Source organism: Rhizobium sp. L43 (genome assembly GCF_002531725.1).
Classification (GTDB): Bacteria; Pseudomonadota; Alphaproteobacteria; order Rhizobiales; family Rhizobiaceae; genus Rhizobium.
In genome coordinates this window covers 366,811-390,544 of sequence record NZ_NWSQ01000004.1, presented here as the reverse complement: position 1 = coordinate 390,544, position 23,734 = coordinate 366,811, and the positions used below count along the sequence as shown (strand labels likewise).

Sequence of the window (23,734 nt, the reverse complement as noted above, 5' to 3'; positions counted from 1 at the left end):
CGCTTCTCTTATGAGCCGATAATTTGCGCAAAAATGAAAGAAAATCAACAAATTCTTAATGGTGAAAATTCTTAGCTTGATTCTATGGTTAAAAGTCCAATTTTGGGACATACAAAGATTTATGGGCTCTGCTTGAGCCGGAAGCCTAATGTCCGATCACGCTAAGAAATTCGACACTATAACCGAATAACTTAGGTCTCCCCTCCCCCTACGTGAGGTGACGTCGCCGCACTCTATTTGAGCCTGCAGGCGATGGGCATTTTTTATAGTCTCCATTTCATCTGGAGCCAGGGCCTCGGCTCCGTCAAGACTGTCACGCGGTGGCAGATCCGCAGCAACGCCGGAAGTCCATTTTTAGGCTATTGAGTTCTGAAATTTCGCCTCGCATTGCACAGGCGAGGATTAAAAATCGGTAACAATTCACTTACCGCAATGGAAAACCCGCAAATGGCGCCTATGGCGGCAAATGATTCGTCAGGCAGCTGCGGCGACCACGCGGTTGCGGCCGGTATTCTTGGCCTCGTAAAGCGCGAGATCGGCCTGCTTCATCAGCTGGTCCGGGGTCAGCACCGTTGCAATCCGCGAGGCGATGCCGAAGGAGGCGGTGACGTTCAGCGCTTGACCTGCGTGTTTCAGCATGAAGGGAGCGCTTTCGATCGCCGCGCGCAGGCGCTCGGCGACGGTGGCGGCAATTTCCGGCGAAGTGTCGGGCATCACGACGACGAATTCCTCGCCGCCGTAGCGGCAGGCGAGGTCGGCACCACGAATGGTCGAACGGACGCGGTTTGCAAATTCCCGCAGCACTTCGTCGCCGCCGTCATGGCCGTAAGTGTCGTTGACCTGCTTGAAGCGATCGATATCGGTGATCAGCACCGAAAGCGGCCGGCCCCGCGCCATTGAACGGTTGAAAAGCACATTCAGGTGATTGTCGAGATAGCGCCTATTGTAAAGGCCGGTCAGCGGATCGGTCACGGCAAGCTCGATCGTCTGCTTGACGCTGGCGCGCAGGCGGTCGTTATAGCGCTTGCGGCGGATCTGCGTCAGGCTGCGGGCAAGCAGCTCGTTGGGATCGACCGGACGGATGATGTAATCGTTGACGCCGAGATCGAGCGCGCGCACGACCATCTCGTCAGCCCCCTGCTCGGTGATGATCAGGATCGGCAGGAAGCGTGTGCGCTCCAGCGAGCGCAGCTGCGAGCAGAGGCGAAGCGGATCGTAATCGTCGAAGTTGGCATTGACGATGACGAGATCGAAGGCGCTTTCGGCCGCCTCGAACAGGGCGGCCTGCGGATCGGAAAGGGCAAGCACGTCGGCGACCGGCTTCAGCGCCTTGATGATGCGCTCCTGCGAATTGGCGCGGCCGTCGACGAGCAGCACCTGAGCGGTTTCGTCGGCGCGGCCCTCGCCTGCCCGCGTGAGGTCGTCGATGCCCATCGTATGGGCGGTGTCGGCGCGGATGCGCAGCTCATCGCTCAATGTCTTTAAGCGCAGCAGGCTCTTCACACGCGAGATCAGCTGCAGATCGTTGACCGGCTTGGTGAGGAAATCGTCGGCGCCGGCCTTCAGGCCGCGCACGCGATCGGCCGGCTGGTCGAGCGCGGTGACCATGACGACGGGAATATGGGCGGTCTTCTGGCTGGCCTTCAGCCGCTCGCAGACCTCGAAACCGTCTATCCCCGGCATCATGATGTCGAGCAGGATGAGATCGACCTGGTTGCGCTCGCAGATCGCCAGCGCCGTGTAGCCGTCGGCTGCGGTCATCACGTCGAAATATTCCGCAAGCAGCCGCGCTTCGAGCAGCTTCACATTGGCCGGGATATCGTCAACCACCAGTATTCGCGCAGTCATAATTGTCTTTCCGATGCGTCAGGCATCGCCCAGATAGGTCTTGATCGTCTCGATGAATTTCGGAACCGAGATCGGCTTGGAAACATAGGCCTCGCAGCCGCCCTGGCGGATCCGCTCCTCGTCGCCCTTCATCGCGAAAGCCGTGACGGCGATGACGGGAATCACGTGCAGCTCGTCGTCTTCCTTCAGCCATTTCGTGACTTCGAGGCCGGAGACCTCGGGAAGCTGAATATCCATGAGGATGAGATCGGGACGATGCTTGCGCGCCAGATCGAGCGCCTCCATGCCATTTCTGGTCTGGATCGTGGTATAGCCGGACGCCTCGATGAGGTCGCGAAAGAGCTTCATGTTGAGCTCGTTATCTTCTACAATCATCACCTGTTTGGGCATGACAAGCTGTCCCTACGTCCGTTCGCGCAGCGGTTCGTCCCATGAGAAAGGCACATGCGGACAATAGCTCCGTGAAACCGATAGCGCACGCTACCGGTATTTGGTTGAAGAAAAGGTAACTTACCCCTCGAAATGCAAAGCAACTTCAAGACTTCGAAACAACCGGCAGCCGACCCGCACGCAACCGCGATCGCCGTGCTCGGCTGGCTTGCCGACGATCCCGACATGTTCGGCCGCTTCCTTGCGCTCACCGGTGTTGCGCCCGGCCAGGTGCGCAGCGCCGTCAACGATCCGGGATTCCTCGCCGGCATGATGGATTTCCTGATGAACCACGAACCGACGGCCATGGCCTTCTGCGCGGCGAGCGGCATAAGCCCGGAGACGGTGACCGCCGCCTGGCGGCATTTCTCGTCGCCGGGCCTCGATTCCGGAGAATACTGACTGTGACCTCCGGGGAATTCGACATTTCGCATATCCGCCTCGGCGAACGGCCGTTGATCGTCTGCGACGTCGATGACGTCGTGCTGCAGTTCATCGGCCCCTTCCAGCTTTTCCTTGAGAGCCAGGGGCACGCGTTTCTGCCGCGCTCGTTCAAGCTTCACGGCAACATCGTCTCGCAAGCGGACGGCACGGAGATCGAGGATCGGCAGGTCAGCCGGCTGATCGAGGAATTCTTCGCGGCGCAGGAGCAGTGGCAGACCCCGCTCGACCGTGTCGTCGAAACGCTCGACCGGCTGTCGCAAGAGGCCGATGTGCTTTTCCTGACAGCCATGCAGCCGCGGTTTCAGGAGCAGCGCCGCCGCCTGCTCGACAGGATCGGCCTGCTTTTTCCGCTGCTTGCCACCGAAGAGCCCAAGGGGCCGATCGTTCACGCCTTGCATGCCAGCCGCTCCCTTCCCGTCGTCTTCATTGATGATATGGCGCGCAATCTGCATTCCGTCAGGGATCACGTCGCCGATTGCCTGCTGATTCACCTGATGCCGAACTCGCCCGTCCATCGTTTCGCACCGGCAGCCGCCGAAGACATCACCCGCGCCGCCGACTGGGCGCATGCGGCCGAGCTCATCCAAGCGCATTTTCTGTCCGGCACGGTCAGTCGCGCAGTTCCAGCCGCATGAGCGGACGGCCGTCCTTGCGCCGCGCCACCGTCTCGAAACCGGCGGCATCGAAGATCGCCGTCGAGCCGATGCAGAGCGTCACCGATTTCGACTGCTTCACATGATCGATCGGACAGGCTTCGAGCCGCCGCGCGCCCTGACGCCGCGCATGATCGATCGCCCCGGCGAGCAGGCGATGGCTCATTCCCTTGCCGCGCAGTCTGGGCAGCAGGAAGAAGCAGCTGACCGCCCAGATGGAGGGATCATGCGCATCGCCCTCCTCCAGCGGCCGCGAGACAGTGCGCGGCGAATTGAACTGCGGCACGTCATGGCGCGGCCCGACCTGCACCCAGGCGACCGGCGCACCGTCGGCATAACAGAGGATGCCCGGCGGCGGACCCGCCGCGATCCGTTCCCGCATATGCGCCTTGCGCTCGTCGGCAACCATCCGAGTCCTCGTGGCATGCGGCAAACGCAGCGCCACGCACCAGCAATTATAGAAGGCCCCCTGTGGCCCGAACAGGGTTTCGAAGTCCCTCCAGTGCTCCGACGTAACCGGTTCGAAACGAAGATCCTTATCCAAAGGCAAAGCTCCCGCCCTCTCTTGTGACTCGCAAGCTTAAGGCGTAATGTCCCGGCGTTCAATCTTTGTTCTCATCATGACACCCGCGCCCGACAAGACACCCGGCTTCTGTCGCGACTGCCTTGCCGAGCAGAAGGGCGAGGCGCGCCGTTGCATTTCCTGCGGCAGCCCCCGCCTCGTGCGCCATCGCGAGCTCTACGCATTGACGCTTGCGCATATCGATTGCGACGCCTTCTATGCGGCCGTGGAGAAACGCGACAATCCGGAACTTGCCGACAAGCCGGTGATCATCGGCGGCGGCAAACGCGGCGTCGTCTCCACCGCCTGCTATATCGCCCGCATCCACGGCGTGCGTTCGGCGATGCCGATGTTCAAGGCGCTGGAAGCATGCCCCCAGGCGATCGTCATCCGCCCCGACATGGAGAAATATGTCCGGGTCGGGCGCCAGGTGCGCGCACTGATGCAGGAGCTGACGCCGCTGGTACAGCCGCTGTCGATCGACGAGGCCTTTCTGGAGCTTGGCGGCACCGAGAGACTGCATCACGATCCGCCGGCGCGCACGCTCGCCAAATTCGCCCGCCGCATCGAAAGGGAGATCGGCATCACCGTTTCGGTCGGGCTTTCCTATTGCAAATTTCTCGCCAAGGTCGCCTCCGACCTGCAGAAGCCGCGCGGCTTTTCCGTCATCGGCCGTGAGGAAGCGGTCGAATTCCTGGCGCCGCGTCCCGTCACCACGATCTGGGGGGTCGGCAAGGCGTTTGCGGCGACGCTCGAGGCGGACGGCATCCGCACCATCGGCCAGTTGCAGCAGATGGAGGAAAACGACCTGATGCGCCGCTACGGCAGCATCGGCCAGCGGCTCGCCCGGTTGTCGCGGGGGATCGACGACCGTGAAGTGCATCTCAACGATGCGGCCAAGAGCGTTTCGGCCGAAACGACTTTCTTCGACGACATCTCGCGTTATGACGATCTGGTGCCGATCCTGCGCAACCTCTCCGAAAAGGTCTCCTGGCGGCTGAAGAAAAACGGCATTGCCGGCCAGACCGTGGTCCTGAAGATGAAGAGCGCCGATTTCAAATCGCGCACCCGCAACCGCAAGCTCGAAGACCCGACCCAGCTTGCCGACAGGATCTTTCGTACCGGGCTCGAGCTTCTCGAAAAAGAGACCGACGGCACGAAGTTCCGGCTGATCGGCATCGGCGTCAGCGATCTCGGCGATGCCGCCCGTGCCGATCCGCCCGATCTCATCGACCAGCAATCGGGCCGGCGGGCGGCGGCGGAAGCGGCTATGGACAAGCTGCGCGACAAGTTCGGCAAGACGACGGTCGAGACCGGCTACACCTTCGGCAGCAGCAAGCGCGATCACTAGCGCATAACCCCGAAAATCGGAATCGATTTCGGAAAGGATTATGCGCAGATTCAAAGTGATAGAGCGTCCTTAGCGCGTCTGAAAGACGCGCGGCGCTCTAACGCGTGAGCTCGCTCAGCCGCCCCGCCTATAAAATCTTCCTTAAACTTCGTCCCATAATGTGCCGGACCAGTATTGCGTATGGTTGGGTATCATGTTCTCGCGTCTTGTCTTCGGCCTCGGCTTGCTGTCGGCCACCGCACTCGTGCACCCTGCTCTTGCCGCGGATGCGCGCACGCTGCAGATCATCGTCTCGAAGGACAAGCAGTCGCTTGCGGTCTATGACGGCACCGAGGTCGTCGCGACCTCGAAGGTCTCGACCGGCAAGGACGGCCACACAACACCGAGCGGCATCTTCTCGGTGCTCGAAAAGCAGAAATACCACGAATCCAATCTCTATTCGAACGCCCCGATGCCGTTCATGCAACGGCTGACATGGTCCGGCATCGCGCTGCATGAATCAAATTCCGTGCCGCGTTATCCAGCCTCGCACGGCTGCGTGCGCATGCCCGGCGCCTTCGCCAAAATGCTCTATGGGATGACCGACCCCGGTGTTCCCGTCATCATCAGCAACAGTGAAGTCGTGCCGCAGCCGATCGACCACCCGACCCTTTTCCATCCCGACGCACCGGTGCCGATGCCGCTGCTTTCGGATGTCGAGTTGCGGCCCTCCATGCCCGACAGCCCCGAAAAGCCGGTGCAGGTGGCAATGAACGACACGGCTGCGATGCCGATGCCGACAATACAGCCGGCCGCAACACGCGAAGCTGAGCCACTGTCCGAGCCGATCAGCATGCTGATCACCCGCCGCACGCTGCGCGAGACGGTGATCGACATCCAGACCCTGCTCAACCAGCTCGGCTTTTCCGCCGGCGATCCGGACGGTTTGCTCGGGCCGTCGACCGTGCAGGCGATCAAGGCCTTCAGGGCGCTGCGGCCGGCGGAATTTGCCGGCGACAGGAGTCTGGTCTCCGACACCCTGCTCAAGGAAGTTTATGCCGCAACCGGCAAGGGTGCGCCGCCGAACGGCGTCATCATGGTGCGCCAGGCCTTCAAGCCGATCTTCGAAGCGCCGGTGACGATCGCCGATCCGGGCTTGGCGCTCGGCACGCATTTCTTCACGCTGCATGCCGTCGATGAAAAGGCCGGCACGGCGGACTGGCTCGGCATCACGCTTGAGAACAATCTCCCCCGCGAGACGATGAAGCAGCTCGGCATCACCAATCAGGAAAGCTCGATCGTCACAGGCAGACCGATCGCCCGTTCGCTCAGCCGCATCACCATCCCCGACGAAACCCGCCGCAGGATCGACGCGCTGATTGCGCCCGGCTCGACGCTGACGATCTCCGATACCGGCCTTGGCCGCGAAACCGGCGAAGGCACGGATTTCATCACGATCACCCGCGGGTGATCACCGTCACCCGCAGTTGACGAGCGTCACGCCCTTTGTTTTTATGCATGCCGTTATCCCGGAACCGCTGCACACTTCCGGGCGACATGCATTAATCAAACAAGCTCGACATCGACGACACCGGGGGCGGCGCGAAGGGCGGCGGCGATCTCCGGGGTGATACGGTATTTCTCCGACAGCGCCACTTCCACCTCGCGTTTGCCGTCCTCCTTGATGACAATGAAGGAAACGAGGCCGTCGCCCTTGGCGTTCAGATGGCCGGCGACCATCTTCAGCGGCCCGGAATCTCTGACATAGACGCGCAGTGCCTTCTGCATCTGCAGCGACTTTTCCTCCAGCGACTGGATCGTCTGGATGCGCAGGCCGATGCCCTCCGGCCGCTCCTCCCCGGTGGCCGTCAGTACGAAGGATTTTCCCGACTCCAGAATATCGCGATACTGGTTCAGCATTTCCGAAAACAGCACCGCTTCGAACTGGCCGGACGAATCCGAAAAGACGATGATGCCCATCTTGTTGCCGGTGCGGGTCTTGCGCTCCTGCTTGGAGATGACGGTGCCGGCAAGCCGCGCATTGGCCGCGCCCTGTTTGATCGCTTGTGAAAATTCGGCAAAGGTCTGCACCCGCATCTTCTGCAGGATGTTGTTGTAGGAATCGAGCGGGTGGGCCGTGAGATAGAAGCCCAGCACCTGGAATTCCTTGAGCAGCCGCTCCGAGGGGAGCCAGGGCGAGAACGGCGGCAGGGAGATTTTCTCAGGCCCTGTGGTCAACGTACTGCCGAAAATGTCCGACTGGCCGCTCAGCTTGTTTTCCTGGGCGCGCTGGGCATAACCGAGGATGCGGTCGAGGCCGGCTGCAAGCTGGGCGCGGTCCATATCGAAACAATCGAAGGCGCCGGCAAAGATCAGGCTTTCGAGCACGCGGCGATTGACCTGGCGCGGATCGATGCGCAGGCAGAAATCCTCGATGCCGGCGAAGGGCTTGTCGCCGCGCACCTCGACGATATGGTCGACGGCGGATTCGCCGACGCCCTTGAGGGCGGCGAGCGCGTAATAGATGCGGTTGTCGCCGGTTTCGAAATGGCGAAAGGAGGTCTGCACCGAGGGTGCGATCACTTCGATACCCAAGCGCTTGGCGTCCTGACGGAAATCATTGACCTTTTCCGTATTGGACATGTCGAGCGTCATCGAGGCGGCGAGGAATTCGACCGGATAATGCGCCTTCATGTAAGCCGTCTGGTAGGAGACGATGGCATAGGCGGCGGCATGCGACTTGTTGAAGCCGTAATTGGCGAACTTCGCCAGCAGTTCGAAGATATTGTCGGCCTGCGGCTTCGACACGCCGTTCTTGACGGCGCCGACGACGAAGCGCTCGCGTTGCTGGTCCATCTCGGCCTTGATCTTCTTGCCCATGGCGCGGCGGAGAAGGTCGGCTTCCCCAAGCGAATAGCCGGACAGAACCTGGGCGATCTGCATCACCTGTTCCTGATAGACGATAACCCCTTGGGTTTCCTTGAGCAGGTGGTCGATCATCGGATGGATCGATTCAAGCTCTTCGTCACCGTGCTTGCGGGCATTGTAGGTCGGGATGTTCTCCATCGGGCCTGGACGATAGAGCGCCACCAGCGCGATGATGTCCTCGATGCAGTCCGGCTTCATGCCGATCAGCGCCTTGCGCATGCCGGCACTTTCCACCTGGAACACGCCGACCGTTTCGCCGCGCGACAGCATCTCGTAGGTCTTCTTGTCGTCGAGAGGAATGGCCGCGAGATCGACCTTGACGCCGAGCTTGGCGACGAAATCGACGGCGACCTTCAGCACCGTCAGCGTCTTCAGGCCGAGGAAGTCGAATTTGACGAGACCCGCCTGCTCCACCCATTTCATGTTGAACTGGGTGACCGGCATGTCGGAGCGCGGATCGCGATACATCGGCACCAGCTTGGACAGCGGCCGATCGCCGATGACGATACCGGCGGCATGGGTCGAGGCGTGGCGGTAAAGCCCCTCGATCTTCTGGGCGATGTCGAGCAGGCGCGCGACTACGGGTTCTTTCGCCGCCTCCTCCTGCAGCTTCGGCTCCTCCTCGATCGCCTTGGACAGCGGCGTCGGATTGGCCGGATTGTTCGGCACGAGTTTGCAGATCTTGTCGACCTGGCCATAGGGCATCTCAAGCACGCGGCCGACGTCGCGAAGGGCGGCGCGCGCCTGCAGCGAACCGAAGGTGATGATCTGCGCCACCTGCTCGCGACCATATTTGGCCTGGACGTAGCGGATCACCTCTTCGCGGCGGTCCTGGCAGAAGTCGATGTCGAAGTCCGGCATCGAGACGCGTTCGGGATTGAGGAAGCGCTCGAACAGCAGCGAAAAGCGCAAGGGATCGACGTCGGTGATCGTCAAGGCGTAGGCGACCAGGGAGCCGGCGCCCGAACCGCGGCCGGGACCGACCGGAATGTCTTGCTGCTTGGCCCATTTGATGAAGTCGGCAACGATCAGGAAGTAACCGGGGAAACGCATGCGCTCGATGACGCTGAGCTCGAAATCCAGCCGTTCGCGATAATCCTTTTCCTCGTAGCCCGGCGACATGCCGAGCGTTGCAAGCCGCATGTCCAGCCCTTCGACCGCCTGGCGGCGCAACTCGCTCGCCTCGGCGCGTTCGGCCTCCTCGGCATCGTCGGTCGCACCGGTGAAGCGTGGCAGGATCGGCTTTCGCGTCTTCAGCACGAAGGAGCAGCGCGTCGCGATCTCGATCGTATTTTCCAGTGCTTCCGGCAGGTCGGCGAAGAGCTTGACCATCTCGGCCCGGCTCTTCAGATAGTGATCCGGCGTCAGGCGAAAGCGGCTGTCGTCGGAGACGATGGCGTTGTGCGCGACCGCCATCAGCGCATCATGGGCGTCGTAATCGTCGCGGGTCGGAAAGAAGGCCTCGTTGGTCGCAACCAGCGGCAGGTCGTGGGCATAGGCAAGCCCGATAATCTTCTGCTCGTGGCGCTTGTCGTAGGTGCCGTGCCGCTGCAGCTCGACATAGAGCCTGTCGCCGAAGAGACGCTTCAGCGTGAGCAGCCGGGCTTCCGCCTGAGCGGAATGGCCTTCCTTGATGGCCACGTCGACCGGCCCGGTCAAGGCGCCGCTCAATGCGATCAACCCCTCTGTGCCGGCCTCCTCCAGCCAGGAGGCGCTGACATGAATGGCCTGGTTGCTTTCACCACCGAGATAGGCGCGGCTGACGAGATCAACCAGCCGTTCGTAACCGGCATCCGTGGCAGCGAGAAGAACGATCGACGGTAGCTTGACCAGCGCCTGCTGGCCGCCGCGCTTTTCCGTTTCCAACCCGTCTCCCATGTCGATCGAAACCTGGCAGCCGATGATCGGCTGCAGGCCCTCGTCCATCGCCTTCTGAGAGAATTCGAGGGCGACGAACAGATTGTTGGTGTCGGTAATCGCAATCGCCGGCTGGCTGTCGCCGGTCGCCTTGTAGAGGATCTTCTTCAGAGGCAAAGCGCCCTCGAGAAGCGAATAGGCGGAATGGACCCTCAGGTGGATGAAACCCGGCGTGCCGCCGGTCGCCTCACCCGTTGAACCCTTTGCCGTATCCGCCATGATATGCCTTCCCAATCACCCGAATGAATCGGACGCATTGTCGGCATAGAGGGCGATGATGTCCAGAAGAAGTCCCGCGTCCGGACCGCATGAGTGCCATGCGGTCCCCTGAAAATTTCAGATCGCCATCACGATCAGCGAGAAGCTGGCAACGAACATTGCGATGGAGGTGAATGCTGCGATATCACGGATCATGTCAGTCATTTGGCTCTCCCTTACTCGTTATGTTTTCAATTTGTTCGATGTATGTTCCGTTGTCAACAGGAATCTTTTCCTTCTTTCTTGCGTTAGGAAAATGCCGGATTCGTGCCTGCGAATCGCGGAGAACCGGCACTCGGCGTGATCGGCGGCAGCCTTGCCCTTCCACCACCTCCGAGCGCGCCTTTATTTCCGGCCTATGTTCTTCATTTGTTCTTTACATGTCGCGGCATATTTGCCAGCATCGGGCCGAAGGGAGAATGCACATGCTCGACATTGCGATGCTGAATGAATTCGTCGTGGAAGCAAAGGCTGCGACCTATGTCGGCGGCGGCGTGCCGCGCGCGCCCTGCCGGCCGGGTTCCCACGATATCGGCTATTTCAGCGGCGACTGGCGCTATCTCGACAGCTATTTCGGCGGCACCGATTTCGCCGGGCAGGAAGTGGTGTGGTTTGCCGACGAGCCCGTCTGGGCGATGAATTATTTCGGCTGCGTCATTGCGCCTGATCTCATCGATGGCGCGGCAGCCGGAGCGGTGATCAAGGCGGCACTTTCGGCGATGTATCGAGAGGGCCGGTTTCTGGGCGGCATGGAATTCGATCATCCGTTCGGCCGTTACATCGACCACAGCAACGGCGGCTGCGCGCGGTTCAGCGGCCAGGAATGCATCGTGGTCGAGGGCCGGAGGGCCTATGTGCTCGACTATCGCGGCGGGCTGGTCATCCCCTGACCGCGGCCGGCTGCTGTCCGGTTAAAAATGTGGATTGAGTGCATAATGTACCGCGAGGAGATCGGCCAGATCAGCCCCTCATCCGGCTGCCGCCACCTTCTCCCCGTAAACGGGGCGAAGGGAGATGGCCGCACCAGCTTCCCCCAACCTCGACGCTGCGTTTGGCACGTCCCCTCGCCCCGTTTACGGGGTTCGAAGGGCGGGTCGAGACGAGTGGCTCGATCCCGGGAGGTTAGGGTGAGGGGCAAGTCATCGGCGCGAATGGGGCAGCCGCGGACCACAGCCTCAGAAATCGACGATCTTGCCGTCGGAGATCGTCACGCGCCGATCCATGCGGCGGGCGAGTTCGTGATTGTGGGTGGCGATGAGGGCGGCAAGGCCGGACTGGCGCACCAGCGCTTCCAGCGCGTCGAAGACGTAGCTTGCCGTTTCCGGGTCGAGATTGCCGGTGGGCTCGTCGGCAAGAAGCAATGCCGGCGCATTGGCGACGGCGCGGGCAATCGCAACGCGCTGCTGTTCGCCGCCGGAAAGCTCGCCCGGACGATGGGCGCCGCGATGGCCGATGCGCATATAATCGAGAAGCTGGCCGGCCCGCTCTCCGGCTTCCTTCCAGGACAGCCCGGCGATCAGCTGCGGCATCATGATGTTCTCGAGCGCCGAGAATTCCGGCAGCAGGTGGTGGAACTGGTAGACGAAGCCGATTTCGCTGCGGCGGATCGCCGTGCGTTTATCGTCACTCAGGCCGTCGCAGGCATGGCCGTTGATGGTGACTTCACCGCCGTCCGGATGCTCCAGCAGACCGGCGACATGCAGCAGCGTCGATTTGCCAGTGCCGGAGGGGGCGACGAGAGCGACGATTTCGCCTTTCGATATCGAAAAATCCGCGCCCTTCAGGATCGGGAGCAGCGTATCGCCCTGCCCGTAATGGCGCTCGACGCCGGTAAGCTTGAGAACGACGTTGCGTTTCATGAAGGCGGCATTCCTTATTCGTAGCGCAGGGCCTGCACCGGATCGAGCTTTGAGGCACGCCAGGCGGGGAAAATGGTCGCAATGAAGGAGAGCGTCAGCGCCATGACGACGATCGAGATCGTTTCGCTGAGATCCATTTCAGCCGGCAGCTGGCTGAGGAAATAGACCTGCGGATTGAAGAGCACCGTGCCCGATATCCAGGAAAAGAACTGGCGGACGGATTCGATGTTGACGCAGACGAGAACGCCGAGCAGAACGCCGGCAACGGTGCCGACAATGCCGATCGCCGCTCCGGTCATGAAGAAGATGCGCATGATCGCGCCGGCGCTGGCGCCCATGGTGCGCAGGATGGCGATATCGCTGCCCTTATCCTTCACCAGCATGATGAGGCCGGAAATGATGTTCAGTGCCGCGACAAGCACGATCAGCGTCAGGATCATGAACATGACGTTGCGCTCGACCTGGAGTGCGGAGAAGAAGGTCTGGTTGCGCTGGCGCCAGTCGGTGATGGCGATCTGGCGGCCGGCCGCCTCCTCCACCTTGGGCTTGAGAGCGTCGATATCGTCGGGGTGATCGACGAAGAGCTCGATCGACTGCACCAGCCCCTCGGCGTTGAAATAGAGCTGCGCCTCCTCGAGAGGCATGAAGATGATCGAGGAGTCATATTCCGACATGCCGATCTCGAAGAGGCCCGAGATCTTGTAGGACTTGATGCGCGGGCTGACGCCCATCGGCGTGATGTCACCATCTGGCGACGTCAGCGTAATGAGATCACCGACACGCAGACCCAACTGATCGGCCATGCGGGTGCCGATCATTACGCCCTGGCCGGAGGCAAAGCCCACCATGTCGCCGGGAGGCTTGATACTCTCGGAGACCATCTTGAGCTTGCCCAGATCCTCAGCGCGGACGCCGCGCACCAAAGCGCCGGTGCTGCCGCCGGCCTGAGCGGAGGCAAGCACCTGACCTTCCACCAAGGGCAGCGCCATTTTAACGCCAGGCACGGCGGCGAGCCTACTGGCGAGGTCGGGATAATCGGTGAAGGGCCCGTCGGACGGCTGCACGATCATGTGACCGTTGATGCCGAGGATGCGCGAGACGAGTTCAGTGCGGAAGCCGTTCATGACGGCCATGACGATGATCAGCGTCGCAACGCCGAGCATGATGCCGACGAAGGAGAAGCCGGCGATCACCGAGATGAAGGCCTCCTTGCGGCGGGCGCGCAGATAGCGCCACGCCACGAGGCGTTCGAAGGTGGAAAATGGCTTGCCAGCCGGACCCAAGCCGGATTTGGAACTCCGGTCCACTGCTGCCTCTGCCATTTCGCCTCCGTTTCCTTAAGCCACGAACCTGTTGATCGCCGCCTCGATGGTCATCGTTTCGCGGGCGCCGGTCTTGCGGTCCTTCACCTCGACTTCGCCGTTGGCGACCGCGCGCGGGCCGGCGATGATCTGGACGGGCACGCCGATCAGGTCGGCGGTCGCGAACTTCGTGCCGGCCCGGTCGTCGGTATCGTCGTAGAGCACATCCTTGCCCGCCTTGCTCAGCGCCGCATAGATCAGCTCGCAGGTATCGTCACAGGCCTGATCGCCCGCCTTCATGTTGATCAGTACGACATCGAAGGGCGCGACCGATGCCGGCCAGATGATTCCGTTGTCGTCATGCGATGCTTCGATGATGGCGGGAACAAGGCGTGTCGGGCCGATACCGTAGGAACCCATGTGAACGAAGTGTTCCTTGCCGTCCGGTCCCTGCACTTTCGCGCCCATCGGCTCGGAATATTTGGTGCCGAAATAGAAGATGTGGCCGACCTCGATGCCGCGGGCCGAAAGCCGGTCGCCCTCGGGAACGGCGTTGAAAGCCGCCTCGTCGTGCATTTCCGAGGTCGCCGCATAGAGCGAGGTCCACTTGTCGAAGATCGCCTGCAGGCCCTCGACGCTGTCGAAATCGGTGCCTTCGCCGGGAATGTCGAAATCGACGAAATCCTTGTGGCAGAAAACCTCGGATTCGCCGGTATCGGCGAGGATGATGAATTCGTGGCTGAGATTGCCGCCGATCGGGCCGGTATCGGCGCGCATCGGGATGGCGCGCAGGCCGAGCCGATCGAAGGTTCTGAGGTAGGCGGCGAACATCTTGTTATAGGAATGCTCCGCGCCTTCGCGTGTCAGATCGAAGGAATAGGCATCCTTCATCATGAATTCGCGCGAGCGCATGGTACCGAAGCGCGGGCGGATCTCGTCGCGGAACTTCAGCTGGATGTGATAGAGATTGAGCGGCAGGTCCTTATAGGATTTGACCGAGGAGCGGAAAATATCCGTCACCATCTCCTCGTTGGTGGGACCGTAGAGCATCGGCCGATCCTGGCGGTCCTTGATGCGCAGCATCTCCTTGCCGTAGGCGTCGTAGCGGCCGCTTTCCTGCCAGAGTTCGGCCGATTGCAGGGTCGGCATCGACAGCTCGATGGCGCCGGCGCGGTTCTGCTCGTCGCGGATAATGGCGTTGACCTTGTCGAGGACGCGCTTGCCGAGCGGCAGCCAGGAATAGATGCCCTGCGACTGCTGGCGGATCATGCCGGCGCGCAGCATCAGCCGGTGCGAGACGATTTCCGCCTCCTTGGGGTTTTCCTTGAGGATGGGCATGAAATAGCGGGACAGACGCATGGCGGATTCCGAAGCAGTTGGATCCCGCAGCAGGCGGAATCGAAAGACAATGGTTAATGTCGGGAGCGTTCATAGCCGCTTCGCGGCAGGAAGGAAACCCGCAACTGATGTCGGCAACCTCCCGCATGCGCATGTTCGCACCCGCAAAATGACAGGGCGTGAAAAAGCGCGTGTTTATAAGGACTTGAACGAAAATCTTGTCAACAGAAAAATTTTGCTAGAGTGTAGCAAAAATGCAAAAAAAGCTGATGACAAAGCCCAATGTTTGAGCTAGCTTTAGCTCACAAAACAGGCAGGAAGGATAAATTCTTGCCGAATTCGCGGTCAAGTCTTGGGAGGATCAGATCTTAGGCGCGCTCGTCGCAGCCCCGGCAACGGTTACAGATCACGCGATACTTAAAACAAGGCTTTTAGCCTTGTTTTTTTTTGGTTTTTCGGCTCCCGATCCCACTTGGAAAGCCACCGGTCTTCCGTAACGAGATGAGCCTCATTCCGTTACGTGAGCTCTTTGCATGACATTGGTATGACGGTATACCGTCCGCCCAATTTACATCTGCCCAAAGTTTGGGCAAAAGCCAGCTTTTAATAGAAGCTCGGCCCGAGTTGTGGAAGGGCGTCGAAGCCCCAGCCGAAATAGGTGTCGCAGACATACCAGAGGCCGTAGATCACAGCCGAAATCAGCGTCGTCAGCGAAAAGACGAAGGCGGCGCGAAACCGGCTGGGCGCGCTCGGAACGGTGCCGAGCACGACATCATTGTCTTCCGCCTGGGTGCGCAGACCGATCGGCAGGACAGCGAAAAGCGTCATCCACCAGATGATGAAGTAGACGGCAAATCCCTGAAGAAAGATTTCGAGCATTATGGTTCCCGTTGGTGTCGCGCCGACAGGACGGCGAAAGACGTTCTGTCACTTTGAGTTGGGCGCCCTTATACGGCGGAACGGCGGCCAATTCAAAGCGAAGGAAAGTTTTCGCTACCTTCGGGTCACTCTGCCGCAGCTAGAATAGGCTCAGGCCTGTTCGAGTTCGATCAGCGTGCCGAAGAAATCCTTCGGGTGCAGAAAGAGGACCGGCTTGCCATGCGCACCGGTCTTCGGCTGACCGTCGCCGAGCACCCTGGCGCCCGCCTTAACCAGCCGGTCGCGGGCGAGAATGATGTCCTCCACCTCGTAGCAGATGTGGTGCATGCCGCCGGAAGGGTTCTTTTCCAGGAAGGCTGCGATCGGCGAGGTCTGCCCAAGCGGCTGCAGCAATTCGACCTTGGTGTTCGGCAATTCGACGAAGACGACGGTGACGCCGTGTTCCGGTAGAGCCTGCGGCTGCGATACCGCAGCTCCCAGCGTGTCGCGATAGGCAGCCGTCGCCACTGCCAGATCGGGAACGGCGATGGCGATGTGGTTTACCCGGCCGAGCATGGTCAGACCTTGGTGACGAAGGCGGTGACGACGGGCTTCTTGCCCCAGGCCTGGTTCGCGGCCGAGCGGATGGCCCGGCGCACGGCCTCCTGCAGCATGTCGATATCCTTGCGGCGGGCGCGCGGAATGCTTTCGATGGCGCTGATCGCTGCGTCGAAGAGCGTATCTTCCATCTCCTCGCCCTCGTCGTCGTAGACCGGCAGGCCGATCGAAACGAGATCGGGATCACCGACGATGTCATAGCGGGCGTCGAGCACGACGTTGACAGCGACATGGCCGACATAGGAGAGCTTCTTGCGTTCGCCGATACCCATCTCGTCGAAATCGCCGATCAGCGAGCCGTCCTTATAGATGCGGCCATGCGGCGCCTCGCCGATCACCTCGACGGGACCGGGCGCCAGCCGCAGGATATCGCCATTGCGCACGCGCGGCACGATCGCGATACCGGATTGCTCGGCAAGTTCCTTATGCGCCGTCAGATGCGTCGCTTCGCCATGTACCGGCACGACAATCTTCGGCCGCGTCCACTCGTACATCCGCTGCAACTCGTTGCGGCGCGGATGGCCGGACACGTGGACCAGGGCTTCTGTATCGGTGATGATGTGCACGCCCTGCTCGACAAGGCCGTTCTTAATGTCCTGGATCGCCTTCTCGTTCCCGGGAATGGCGCGTGAGGAAAAGACGACGATATCGCCTGCGGCAAAGGCCACATTGCGCATCTCGTCGCGCGAGAGCTTGGCAAGCGCTGCCCGCGCCTCGCCCTGGCTGCCGGTCAGGATGACCACGACCTTGTCGCGCGGGATATAGCCGTACTCATCTTCGGAGATGAAGGGCTTCACGCCTTCCATCAGGCCGATGTCCTGGGCGACGTTGACGACACGCTTCAGCGAACTGCCGAGCAGCAGCACTTCGCGGCCTGCCGCCTCGGCGGCTTCGGCAACGGTACGGATACGCCCGACATTCGACGAGAAGGTGGTGATCGCCACCCGGCCCTCGGCATTCTCGATGATCTTGCGCAGGCTTTCAGACACATCCTTCTCGGAGGGCGAAACACCGTCGCGCAGCGCATTGGTGGAATCGCACATCAGCGCCAGTACGCCCTCGTCGCCGAGCTGGCGGAAACGCGTCTCATCGGTCAGCGGCCCCAGCGAAGGCTCGTGGTCGATCTTCCAGTCGCCGGTGTGGATGACATTGCCGACCGGCGTGCGGATCATCAGCGACATCGGCTCGGGGATCGAATGGTTGACGGCCACACCTTCGATGCTGAAGGGGCCGACATTGATCGTATCACCTGCCTTGAACGGCGTCACCGGCACTTCGCCGACCGTCGCCTTCTCGAAATTGCGCTTGGCTTCGAGCAGACCTGATGTAAAGCCCGAGGCATAGACCGGCACGTTGAGCCCCGGCCAGAGATCGGCAAGCGCGCCATAGTGATCTTCATGCGCATGGGTGATGATGATCGCCTTGAGGTTCTTGCGTTCGCTGGCGAGGAAGCGGATATCGGGCAGCACGAGGTCGACGCCCGGCAGGTCGGGGCCGGGAAAGGTGACGCCGCAATCGACCATGATCCATTGGCGATGCTCGGGCGGGCCGTAGCCATAAAGAGCGAGATTCATGCCGATCTCGCCAACGCCGCCCAGAGGCAGGAATACCAACTCGTCCTGTTTCGCCATAATTTTCGTTTTTTCCGCTATCCAAAAAACACATCACCGGCGGCAATGGGCATTATCCTGCCAGCGCCGGTATCGAGCATCAACAAGCCATTATCATCAATTCCGGCGAATTGTCCGGAAATCGATCGGTCCGGCAAATTCACCGTGATCTTTTCGCCGATGCCGCAGGCAATAGTGCGCCAGAGCGCCGTGATCTCGCCGATGCCGCGGCCCTCGTCCCATATTTCAAGCACATCCGCCATTGCGGCGAAGAGATGGGCAAAGAGTTCTTCCGGCGAAGCCGCACTTCCCTGCTGACGCAGGCAGGTGACGGGATAAAGAGGATTGTCGGGCATCACCGAGACATTGATGCCGATGCCGACGATCAACGCGTAGCGGCCATCCGGCAGCCCCTCGCCTTCGACGAGGATGCCGCAGGTCTTCTTTCGCCCGATGAGGATATCGTTCGGCCATTTGACCTCGAGCGGCTCGCCGCCCGGCGGCAGCACCCTGCGGATCGCCTGGTGCACGGCAACGGCAACGGCCAGCGGCAAGGAGCTCAGGCGCTCCATCGGCGCCGGGTCGATCAAAAGAAGAGAGGCGTAGAGATTGCCGCGTTCGGAAAACCAGAGCCTGCCGCGGCGGCCGCGGCCGCCGGTCTGTCGTTCGGCGGTCACCCAGAGATTGCCGCCATCGCCCGCCCGAGCCCGGGCGAGGCATTCGCTGTTGGTGGACGATGTTTCCGACAGAGCATCGTGCCTGAAATCGCCGAGCGATATCCGGCGCCGTCCGTCGGAAGCCATCAAAAGAGCGTCGCGGCGGCAAGCTCTGCCGCACCGCCGATCGGGCCGCCGATGAGGACATAGGCGGTGACGAAGAGACCGGAGAGACCGAAGACCAGACGTAGCGCGCCGGAAACCCGGGCGAATTCGCCGGTCGCCTCATCGAACCACATCAGCTTGATGACACGCAGATAGTAGTAAGCGCCGACGACCGAGGCGAGAACGCCGATGATGGCGAGCGCATAGAGCTTGGCTTCGATGGCGGCGACGAAGACGAAATACTTGGCGAAGAAGCCGGCGAGCGGCGGGATGCCGGCGAGCGAAAACATCAGCGCCGTCAGCACCACGGCCATGAACGGGTTCGTTGTGGAGAGGCCGGCGAGATCGTTGACCTCCTCGACGACGGTGCCGTCCTTGCGGCGCATCGACATGATGATCGCGAAAGTGCCGAGCGTCATGACCATATAGATGACCATATAAAGCATGACGCCGGTGACGCCGGTCTGGTTGCCGGCGGCAAGCCCGACCAGCGCATAACCCATGTGGCCGATAGAGGAATAGGCCATCAGTCGCTTGATGTTCTTCTGGCCGATCGCGGCGAACGAACCGAGCAGCATCGAGGCGATCGAGATGAAGACGACGACCTGCTGCCAGTCCGCCAGAACGGGCTGGAAGGCGGTGATGACGATGCGGGTCATCATCGCCATGGCGGCAACCTTGGGTGCTGCGGCCAGGAAGGCGGTGACCGGCGTCGGCGCGCCTTCATAAACGTCCGGCGTCCACATGTGGAAGGGAACGGCCGAGATCTTGAAGGCGATGCCGGCGAGGATGAAGACCAGGCCGAAGATGAGGCCCAGCGAGCGAGCGCCCTCGACCGACAGCGCCTGGGCGATCTCCGAGAAGTGGGTGTGGCCGGTGAAGCCATAGACCAGCGACATGCCGTAGAGCAGCATGCCGGAGGATAGTGCGCCGAGGACGAAATATTTGAGGCCAGCCTCGGTCGACTTCAGGCTGTCGCGGTTGATCGCGGCGACGACATAGAGCGCCAGCGACTGCAGTTCCAGCGCCAGATAGAGCGAGATCAGGTCGTTGGCCGAGATCATCAGCAGGATGCCGAGGGTCGCAAGCACCAGCAGAACCGGGAATTCGAACTTGTCGAGCTGATTTTCCCTAGCGTGGCCCATCGTCATGAACAGGGCGACCAGCGAACCGATGAGCGCCACCAGCTTCATGAAGCGGGAGAAGCCGTCGGCCATGTAGACGCCGCCATAGGCGAGGCCTTCTGCCGGCACGAAGAGCAGCCACAGGCCGGAGGCGAGCAGCAAGACGATGGCGAGGCCGGTGACGACAAGGCCCGACCGCTCGCCTGAGAAGACGCCGACCATCAACAGGACAAGGGCGCCGACCGCGAGGATGAGCTCCGGCGCGGAAAGATGCAGACTGAGGAGAATTGTTTCAGCGGTCATGTCCAATAAGTCCCGTCATCATTTCATAGACAGCGCAACATTCTGCGCTGCGTGCACGGCGGCCGTGTAGTTGTTGACCAGCAGATCCACCGAGGCGGCCGTCGCATCGAAGACCGGAGCCGGATAAACGCCGAAGAAGATGGTCAGCGCAACCAGCGGGTAGAGGATCAGCTGTTCGCGCCTGGAAAGATCGAGCAGCGCCTTCAGCTTTTCCTTCTCCAGCGCGCCGAAGATCACCCGGCGATAGAGCCAGAGTGCGTAGGCGGCCGAGAGGATGACGCCGGTGGCGGCAAAGAGCGCCACCCAGGTGTTGACCCGGAAGACGCCGATCAGCGTCAGAAATTCACCGACGAAGCCCGACGTGCCGGGAAGCCCGACATTGGCCATGGTGAAGACCATCATGGCCACGGCATATTTCGGCATGTTGTTGACGAGGCCGCCATAGGCGTTGATCTCGCGGGTGTGGGTGCGGTCGTAGACGACACCGACGCAGAGGAAGAGCGCGCCGGAGACGATGCCGTGCGAGAGCATCTGGAAGATCGAACCCTGGACGCCCTGCATGTTGGCGGCAAAGATACCCATGGTCACGTAGCCCATGTGGGCCACGGAGGAATAGGCGATTAGCTTCTTGATATCGTCCTGCATCATCGCCACCAGAGAGGTGTAGATGATGGCGATGACGGACATGGCGAAGACGAGCGGCGCGAAATAATCGGAGGCGACCGGGAACATGCCGAGCGAGAAACGGATGAGACCATAGCCGCCGAGCTTCAAGAGCACGCCGGCCAGGATCACCGAGCCTGCCGTCGGCGCCTGGACGTGGGCATCCGGAAGCCAGGTATGGACCGGCCACATCGGCATCTTGACCGCGAAGGAGGCGAAGAAGGCCAGCCATAACCAGGTCTGCAGCGCCGGCGGGAACTTGTAGGCGAGCAGCGCGGTGATGTCGGTCGTGCCGGCCTGCCAGTACATCGCCATGATGGCGAGCAGCATCAGCACTGAGCCGAGCAGCGTATAGAGGAAGAACTTGTAGCTCGCATAGACGCGGTCCTTGCCGCCCCAGACGCCGATGATCAGGAACATCGGAATGAGGCCCGCCTCGAAGAACACGTAGAACAGCACGATATCGAGCGAGACGAAGACGCCGACCATCATCGTTTCCAGGATGAGGAAGGCGATCATGTATTCCTTCAGGCGCTTCTCGATCGAGAGCCAGCTCGCCAGCACGCAGAAGGGCATGAGGAAGGTCGACAGGATGACGAACAGCATTGAGATGCCGTCGACGCCGACGTGGTAGCCGATGCCGGTGCCGAGCCAGTCATGCTTTTCGAGCATCTGGAAGCCCGGATTGGCATTGTCGAAGCCGGTCCAGATCAAGAGCGAAACGACGAAGGTGAAGACGGTGGTGATCAGCGAGATCCACAGCACGTTCTTCCGGCCGGTTTCGCTCTCGCCGTTCATCAAGAGCAGGAGCACCACGCCGACCAGCGGCAGGAAGGTGACCGTTGAAAGAATAGGCCAATCGGTCATCAGAAGGAACTCCCGAGCATCATCCAGGTAACAAGCGCCGCAATGCCGATCAGCATGGCGAAAGCATAGTGATAGAGGTAACCGGTCTGCAGGCGGACGACGCGGTCGGTGACGGCGACGACGCGGGCGGCGACGCCGTTCGGGCCGTAGGTGTCGATGACGCCGACGTCACCCTTCTTCCATAGGAAGCGGCCGAGCGCCTTGGCGGTGCGGACGAAGAGGAAGTCGTAGAGTTCGTCGAAATACCACTTGTTCAGCAGGAACTGGTAGAGCACGCGGTGCTGCTTGGCGAGGGTGCGCGGCGTCTGCGGCGAACGGATATACATGTACCAGGCGGTGACGAAGCCGAGCACCATGGCGATGAACGGGCTCAAAGCCACGAGCGCCGGAACATGGTGGAATTCTTCGACCAGCTCGTTCTCGGCGCCGGTAAAGAGCGCGCCCTTCCAGAACTCGACATATTCCTCGCCGTAGAAGCGGCCTTCGAAGAGGAAGCCGGCAAACACCGCGCCGATCGCAAGCAAATACAGCGGCACCAGCATGACCTGCGGCGACTCGTGCACGTGGTGCATCACTTCGTGCGAGGCGCGCGGCTTGCCGAAGAAGGTCATGAAGATCAGGCGCCAGGAATAGAAGCTCGTAAAGAGAGCCGCGATGACCAGCAGCGAGAAGGCAAAGCCCGCGACCGGCGAATGCGATGCATAGGTCGCCTCGATGATCACGTCCTTGGAGAAGAACCCGGCAAAACCGATCGGCGTGAAGGGAATGCCGACGCCGGTGATCGCCAGCGTGCCGATGATCATCAACCAGAACGTCACCTTGATGTGCGGCCGCAGGCCGCCCATGTAACGCATGTCCTGCTCGCCATCGACGGCATGGATAACCGAGCCGGCGCAGAGGAAGAGCAGCGCCTTGAAGAAGGCATGCGTGAAGAGATGGAAGATCGCCGCGCCATAGGCACCTACCCCGAGCGCCACGAACATGTAGCCGAGCTGCGAACAGGTGGAATAGGCGATGACGCGCTTGATATCGTTCTGCACCAGGCCGACGGTTGCCGCGAAAAAGGCGGTGATGGCGCCGATCACGGTGACGACAACAAGCGCATCCGGCGACAGTTCGAACAGCGGCGACATGCGGGCGACAAGGAAGACGCCGGCGGTGACCATGGTGGCGGCATGGATGAGGGCCGAGACCGGGGTCGGGCCTTCCATCGCGTCCGGCAGCCAGGTGTGCAGCAGGAACTGCGCCGACTTGCCCATCGCGCCCATGAAGAGCAGCAGGCAGATGCCGGTCAGCGCATGCGCCTTGTCGAGCTGCATGCCGAAGAGGTTGAGGATCACTTCACCCGCCTCGCCGGCGCCTTCATGCGGGGCGAAGTTCGAGGCATTGGCGAAGATCGTGTCTAAGTTGATCGAGCCGAACAGCACGAAGACGCCGGCAATGCCGAGCACGAAGCCGAAGTCGCCGACGCGGTTGACGATGAAGGCCTTCATCGCCGCAGCGGTCGCCGACGGCTTCTTGAACCAGAAGCCGATCAAGAGATAGGAGGCAAGACCGACGCCTTCCCAGCCGAAGAACATCTGGCCAAGGTTGTCGGCCGTCACCAGCATCAGCATGGCGAAGGTGAAGAGCGAGAGATAGGCGAAGAAACGCGGGCGGTGCGGATCGGTGTGCATGTAACCGATCGAATAGACATGCACCAGCGTCGAGACCGTGTTGACGACGATCAGCATGACGGAGGTCAGCGTATCCACACGCAGCGACCAGGAGACGTCGATGCCGCCGGACTGGATCCAGCGCAGCACCTCGACCTTGATCGGGCCGCCTTCGGCATGACCCATGCCGACGGTGAAGAAAACGACCCAGGACAGGATGGCGGCGATGATCATCAGGCCGCTGGTGACATATTCCGAAGCCTTGGCGCCGATCGCGCGGCCGAAAAGGCCGGCGACGATCGCACCGATCAAGGGAAGAAAGACGATAGCCTTATAGAGGAACATGAG

20 protein-coding genes are annotated in these 23,734 nt (G+C 61.2%); 6 read left to right on the top strand and 14 right to left on the bottom strand.

Features of this window, described 5'->3' with window-relative positions; translation table 11 throughout:
* Positions 1 to 474: 474 nt before the first annotated feature.
* Together CO667_RS06965 and CO667_RS06960 are read right to left on the bottom strand one after the other, a co-directional pair.
* Positions 475 to 1,848, bottom strand: coding sequence for a PleD family two-component system response regulator (locus CO667_RS06965; protein ID WP_097617672.1), 1,374 nt, complete (start codon positions 1,846 to 1,848; stop codon positions 475 to 477).
* An 18-nt stretch (positions 1,849 to 1,866) separates the two neighbouring features.
* Positions 1,867 to 2,238 (bottom strand): response regulator, encoded by a 372-nt coding sequence (locus CO667_RS06960; RefSeq protein ID WP_003547430.1) that lies wholly within the window; start codon positions 2,236 to 2,238, stop codon positions 1,867 to 1,869.
* Positions 2,239 to 2,370: 132 nt separating this feature from the next.
* Between CO667_RS06960 and CO667_RS06955 the strand changes: the two genes are divergently transcribed.
* Both CO667_RS06955 and CO667_RS06950 read left to right on the top strand, forming a co-directional pair.
* Complete coding sequence (locus CO667_RS06955; protein ID WP_097617671.1) at positions 2,371 to 2,679, top strand: DUF3572 domain-containing protein; 309 nt, start codon at positions 2,371 to 2,373, stop codon at positions 2,677 to 2,679.
* Positions 2,680 to 2,681: 2 nt separating this feature from the next.
* Positions 2,682 to 3,356, top strand: a complete 675-nt coding sequence (locus CO667_RS06950; RefSeq protein WP_097617670.1) for a hypothetical protein — start codon at positions 2,682 to 2,684, stop codon at positions 3,354 to 3,356.
* On the opposite strand, the gene CO667_RS06945 is transcribed toward CO667_RS06950, so the two are convergent.
* Positions 3,331 to 3,918, bottom strand: coding sequence for a GNAT family N-acetyltransferase (locus CO667_RS06945; RefSeq protein ID WP_097617669.1), 588 nt, complete (start codon positions 3,916 to 3,918; stop codon positions 3,331 to 3,333). The genes CO667_RS06950 and CO667_RS06945 overlap by 26 nt on opposite strands.
* A gap of 76 nt (positions 3,919 to 3,994) precedes the next feature.
* Here CO667_RS06945 and CO667_RS06940 point away from each other — a divergent pair, with 76 nt between their 5' ends.
* A complete protein-coding gene (locus CO667_RS06940; RefSeq protein WP_097617721.1) occupies positions 3,995 to 5,287 on the top strand; it encodes a DNA polymerase IV in 1,293 nt (430 codons plus the stop codon).
* Positions 5,288 to 5,480: 193 nt separating this feature from the next.
* Complete coding sequence (locus tag CO667_RS06935; protein ID WP_097617668.1) at positions 5,481 to 6,737, top strand: L,D-transpeptidase family protein; 1,257 nt, start codon at positions 5,481 to 5,483, stop codon at positions 6,735 to 6,737.
* A 95-nt stretch (positions 6,738 to 6,832) separates the two neighbouring features.
* Here CO667_RS06935 and dnaE read toward each other — a convergent pair whose 3' ends face one another.
* The gene (gene dnaE / locus CO667_RS06930) at positions 6,833 to 10,330 is read right to left on the bottom strand and encodes a DNA polymerase III subunit alpha (RefSeq protein WP_097617667.1); all 3,498 of its coding nucleotides are present in this window, start codon (positions 10,328 to 10,330) and stop codon (positions 6,833 to 6,835) included.
* 464 nt (positions 10,331 to 10,794) lie between these two features.
* Between dnaE and CO667_RS06925 the strand changes: the two genes are divergently transcribed.
* Positions 10,795 to 11,259, top strand: a complete 465-nt coding sequence (locus tag CO667_RS06925) for a DUF5680 domain-containing protein (RefSeq protein ID WP_097617666.1) — start codon at positions 10,795 to 10,797, stop codon at positions 11,257 to 11,259.
* A 285-nt stretch (positions 11,260 to 11,544) separates the two neighbouring features.
* Here CO667_RS06925 and CO667_RS06920 read toward each other — a convergent pair whose 3' ends face one another.
* The 3 genes from CO667_RS06920 to proS are packed head-to-tail and all read right to left on the bottom strand — an operon-like array spanning position 11,545 to position 14,888.
* Positions 11,545 to 12,228 (bottom strand): ABC transporter ATP-binding protein, encoded by a 684-nt coding sequence (locus CO667_RS06920; protein ID WP_097617665.1) that lies wholly within the window; start codon positions 12,226 to 12,228, stop codon positions 11,545 to 11,547.
* A 14-nt stretch (positions 12,229 to 12,242) separates the two neighbouring features.
* Positions 12,243 to 13,550 carry a lipoprotein-releasing ABC transporter permease subunit gene (locus CO667_RS06915; protein ID WP_097617664.1) on the bottom strand — a complete coding sequence of 436 codons (1,308 nt, stop codon included), beginning with the start codon at positions 13,548 to 13,550 and terminating at the stop codon, positions 12,243 to 12,245.
* 15 nt (positions 13,551 to 13,565) lie between these two features.
* Positions 13,566 to 14,888 (bottom strand): proline--tRNA ligase, encoded by a 1,323-nt coding sequence (proS, locus tag CO667_RS06910; protein ID WP_097617663.1) that lies wholly within the window; start codon positions 14,886 to 14,888, stop codon positions 13,566 to 13,568.
* Between proS and CO667_RS35290 the strand changes: the two genes are divergently transcribed.
* Positions 14,887 to 15,162, top strand: coding sequence for a hypothetical protein (locus tag CO667_RS35290; RefSeq protein WP_179874061.1), 276 nt, complete (start codon positions 14,887 to 14,889; stop codon positions 15,160 to 15,162). The two genes, proS and CO667_RS35290, sit on opposite strands and share 2 nt — an antisense overlap.
* 308 nt (positions 15,163 to 15,470) lie before the next feature.
* Here CO667_RS35290 and CO667_RS06905 read toward each other — a convergent pair whose 3' ends face one another.
* From CO667_RS06905 to nuoL, 7 genes are all read right to left on the bottom strand, one after another.
* Positions 15,471 to 15,746 carry a DUF1467 family protein gene (locus CO667_RS06905; RefSeq protein WP_097617662.1) on the bottom strand — a complete coding sequence of 92 codons (276 nt, stop codon included), beginning with the start codon at positions 15,744 to 15,746 and terminating at the stop codon, positions 15,471 to 15,473.
* 150 nt (positions 15,747 to 15,896) lie between these two features.
* Complete coding sequence (mce, locus tag CO667_RS06900; RefSeq protein WP_097617661.1) at positions 15,897 to 16,301, bottom strand: methylmalonyl-CoA epimerase; 405 nt, start codon at positions 16,299 to 16,301, stop codon at positions 15,897 to 15,899.
* Between the two features lie 2 nt (positions 16,302 to 16,303).
* On the bottom strand, positions 16,304 to 17,974 hold the full coding sequence (locus tag CO667_RS06895; RefSeq protein ID WP_097617660.1) for a ribonuclease J: 1,671 nt from the start codon (positions 17,972 to 17,974) through the stop codon (positions 16,304 to 16,306).
* A gap of 17 nt (positions 17,975 to 17,991) precedes the next feature.
* On the bottom strand, positions 17,992 to 18,756 hold the full coding sequence (locus CO667_RS06890; protein ID WP_097617659.1) for a biotin--[acetyl-CoA-carboxylase] ligase: 765 nt from the start codon (positions 18,754 to 18,756) through the stop codon (positions 17,992 to 17,994).
* Positions 18,756 to 20,201 (bottom strand): NADH-quinone oxidoreductase subunit NuoN, encoded by a 1,446-nt coding sequence (gene nuoN, locus CO667_RS06885; protein ID WP_097617658.1) that lies wholly within the window; start codon positions 20,199 to 20,201, stop codon positions 18,756 to 18,758. Before nuoN ends, CO667_RS06890 begins: the two co-directional genes overlap by 1 nt.
* A gap of 18 nt (positions 20,202 to 20,219) precedes the next feature.
* Positions 20,220 to 21,731 carry an NADH-quinone oxidoreductase subunit M gene (locus tag CO667_RS06880; protein WP_097617657.1) on the bottom strand — a complete coding sequence of 504 codons (1,512 nt, stop codon included), beginning with the start codon at positions 21,729 to 21,731 and terminating at the stop codon, positions 20,220 to 20,222.
* On the bottom strand, positions 21,731 to 23,731 hold the full coding sequence (gene nuoL, locus CO667_RS06875; RefSeq protein ID WP_097617656.1) for an NADH-quinone oxidoreductase subunit L: 2,001 nt from the start codon (positions 23,729 to 23,731) through the stop codon (positions 21,731 to 21,733). Before nuoL ends, CO667_RS06880 begins: the two co-directional genes overlap by 1 nt.
* Positions 23,732 to 23,734 lie beyond the last annotated feature (3 nt).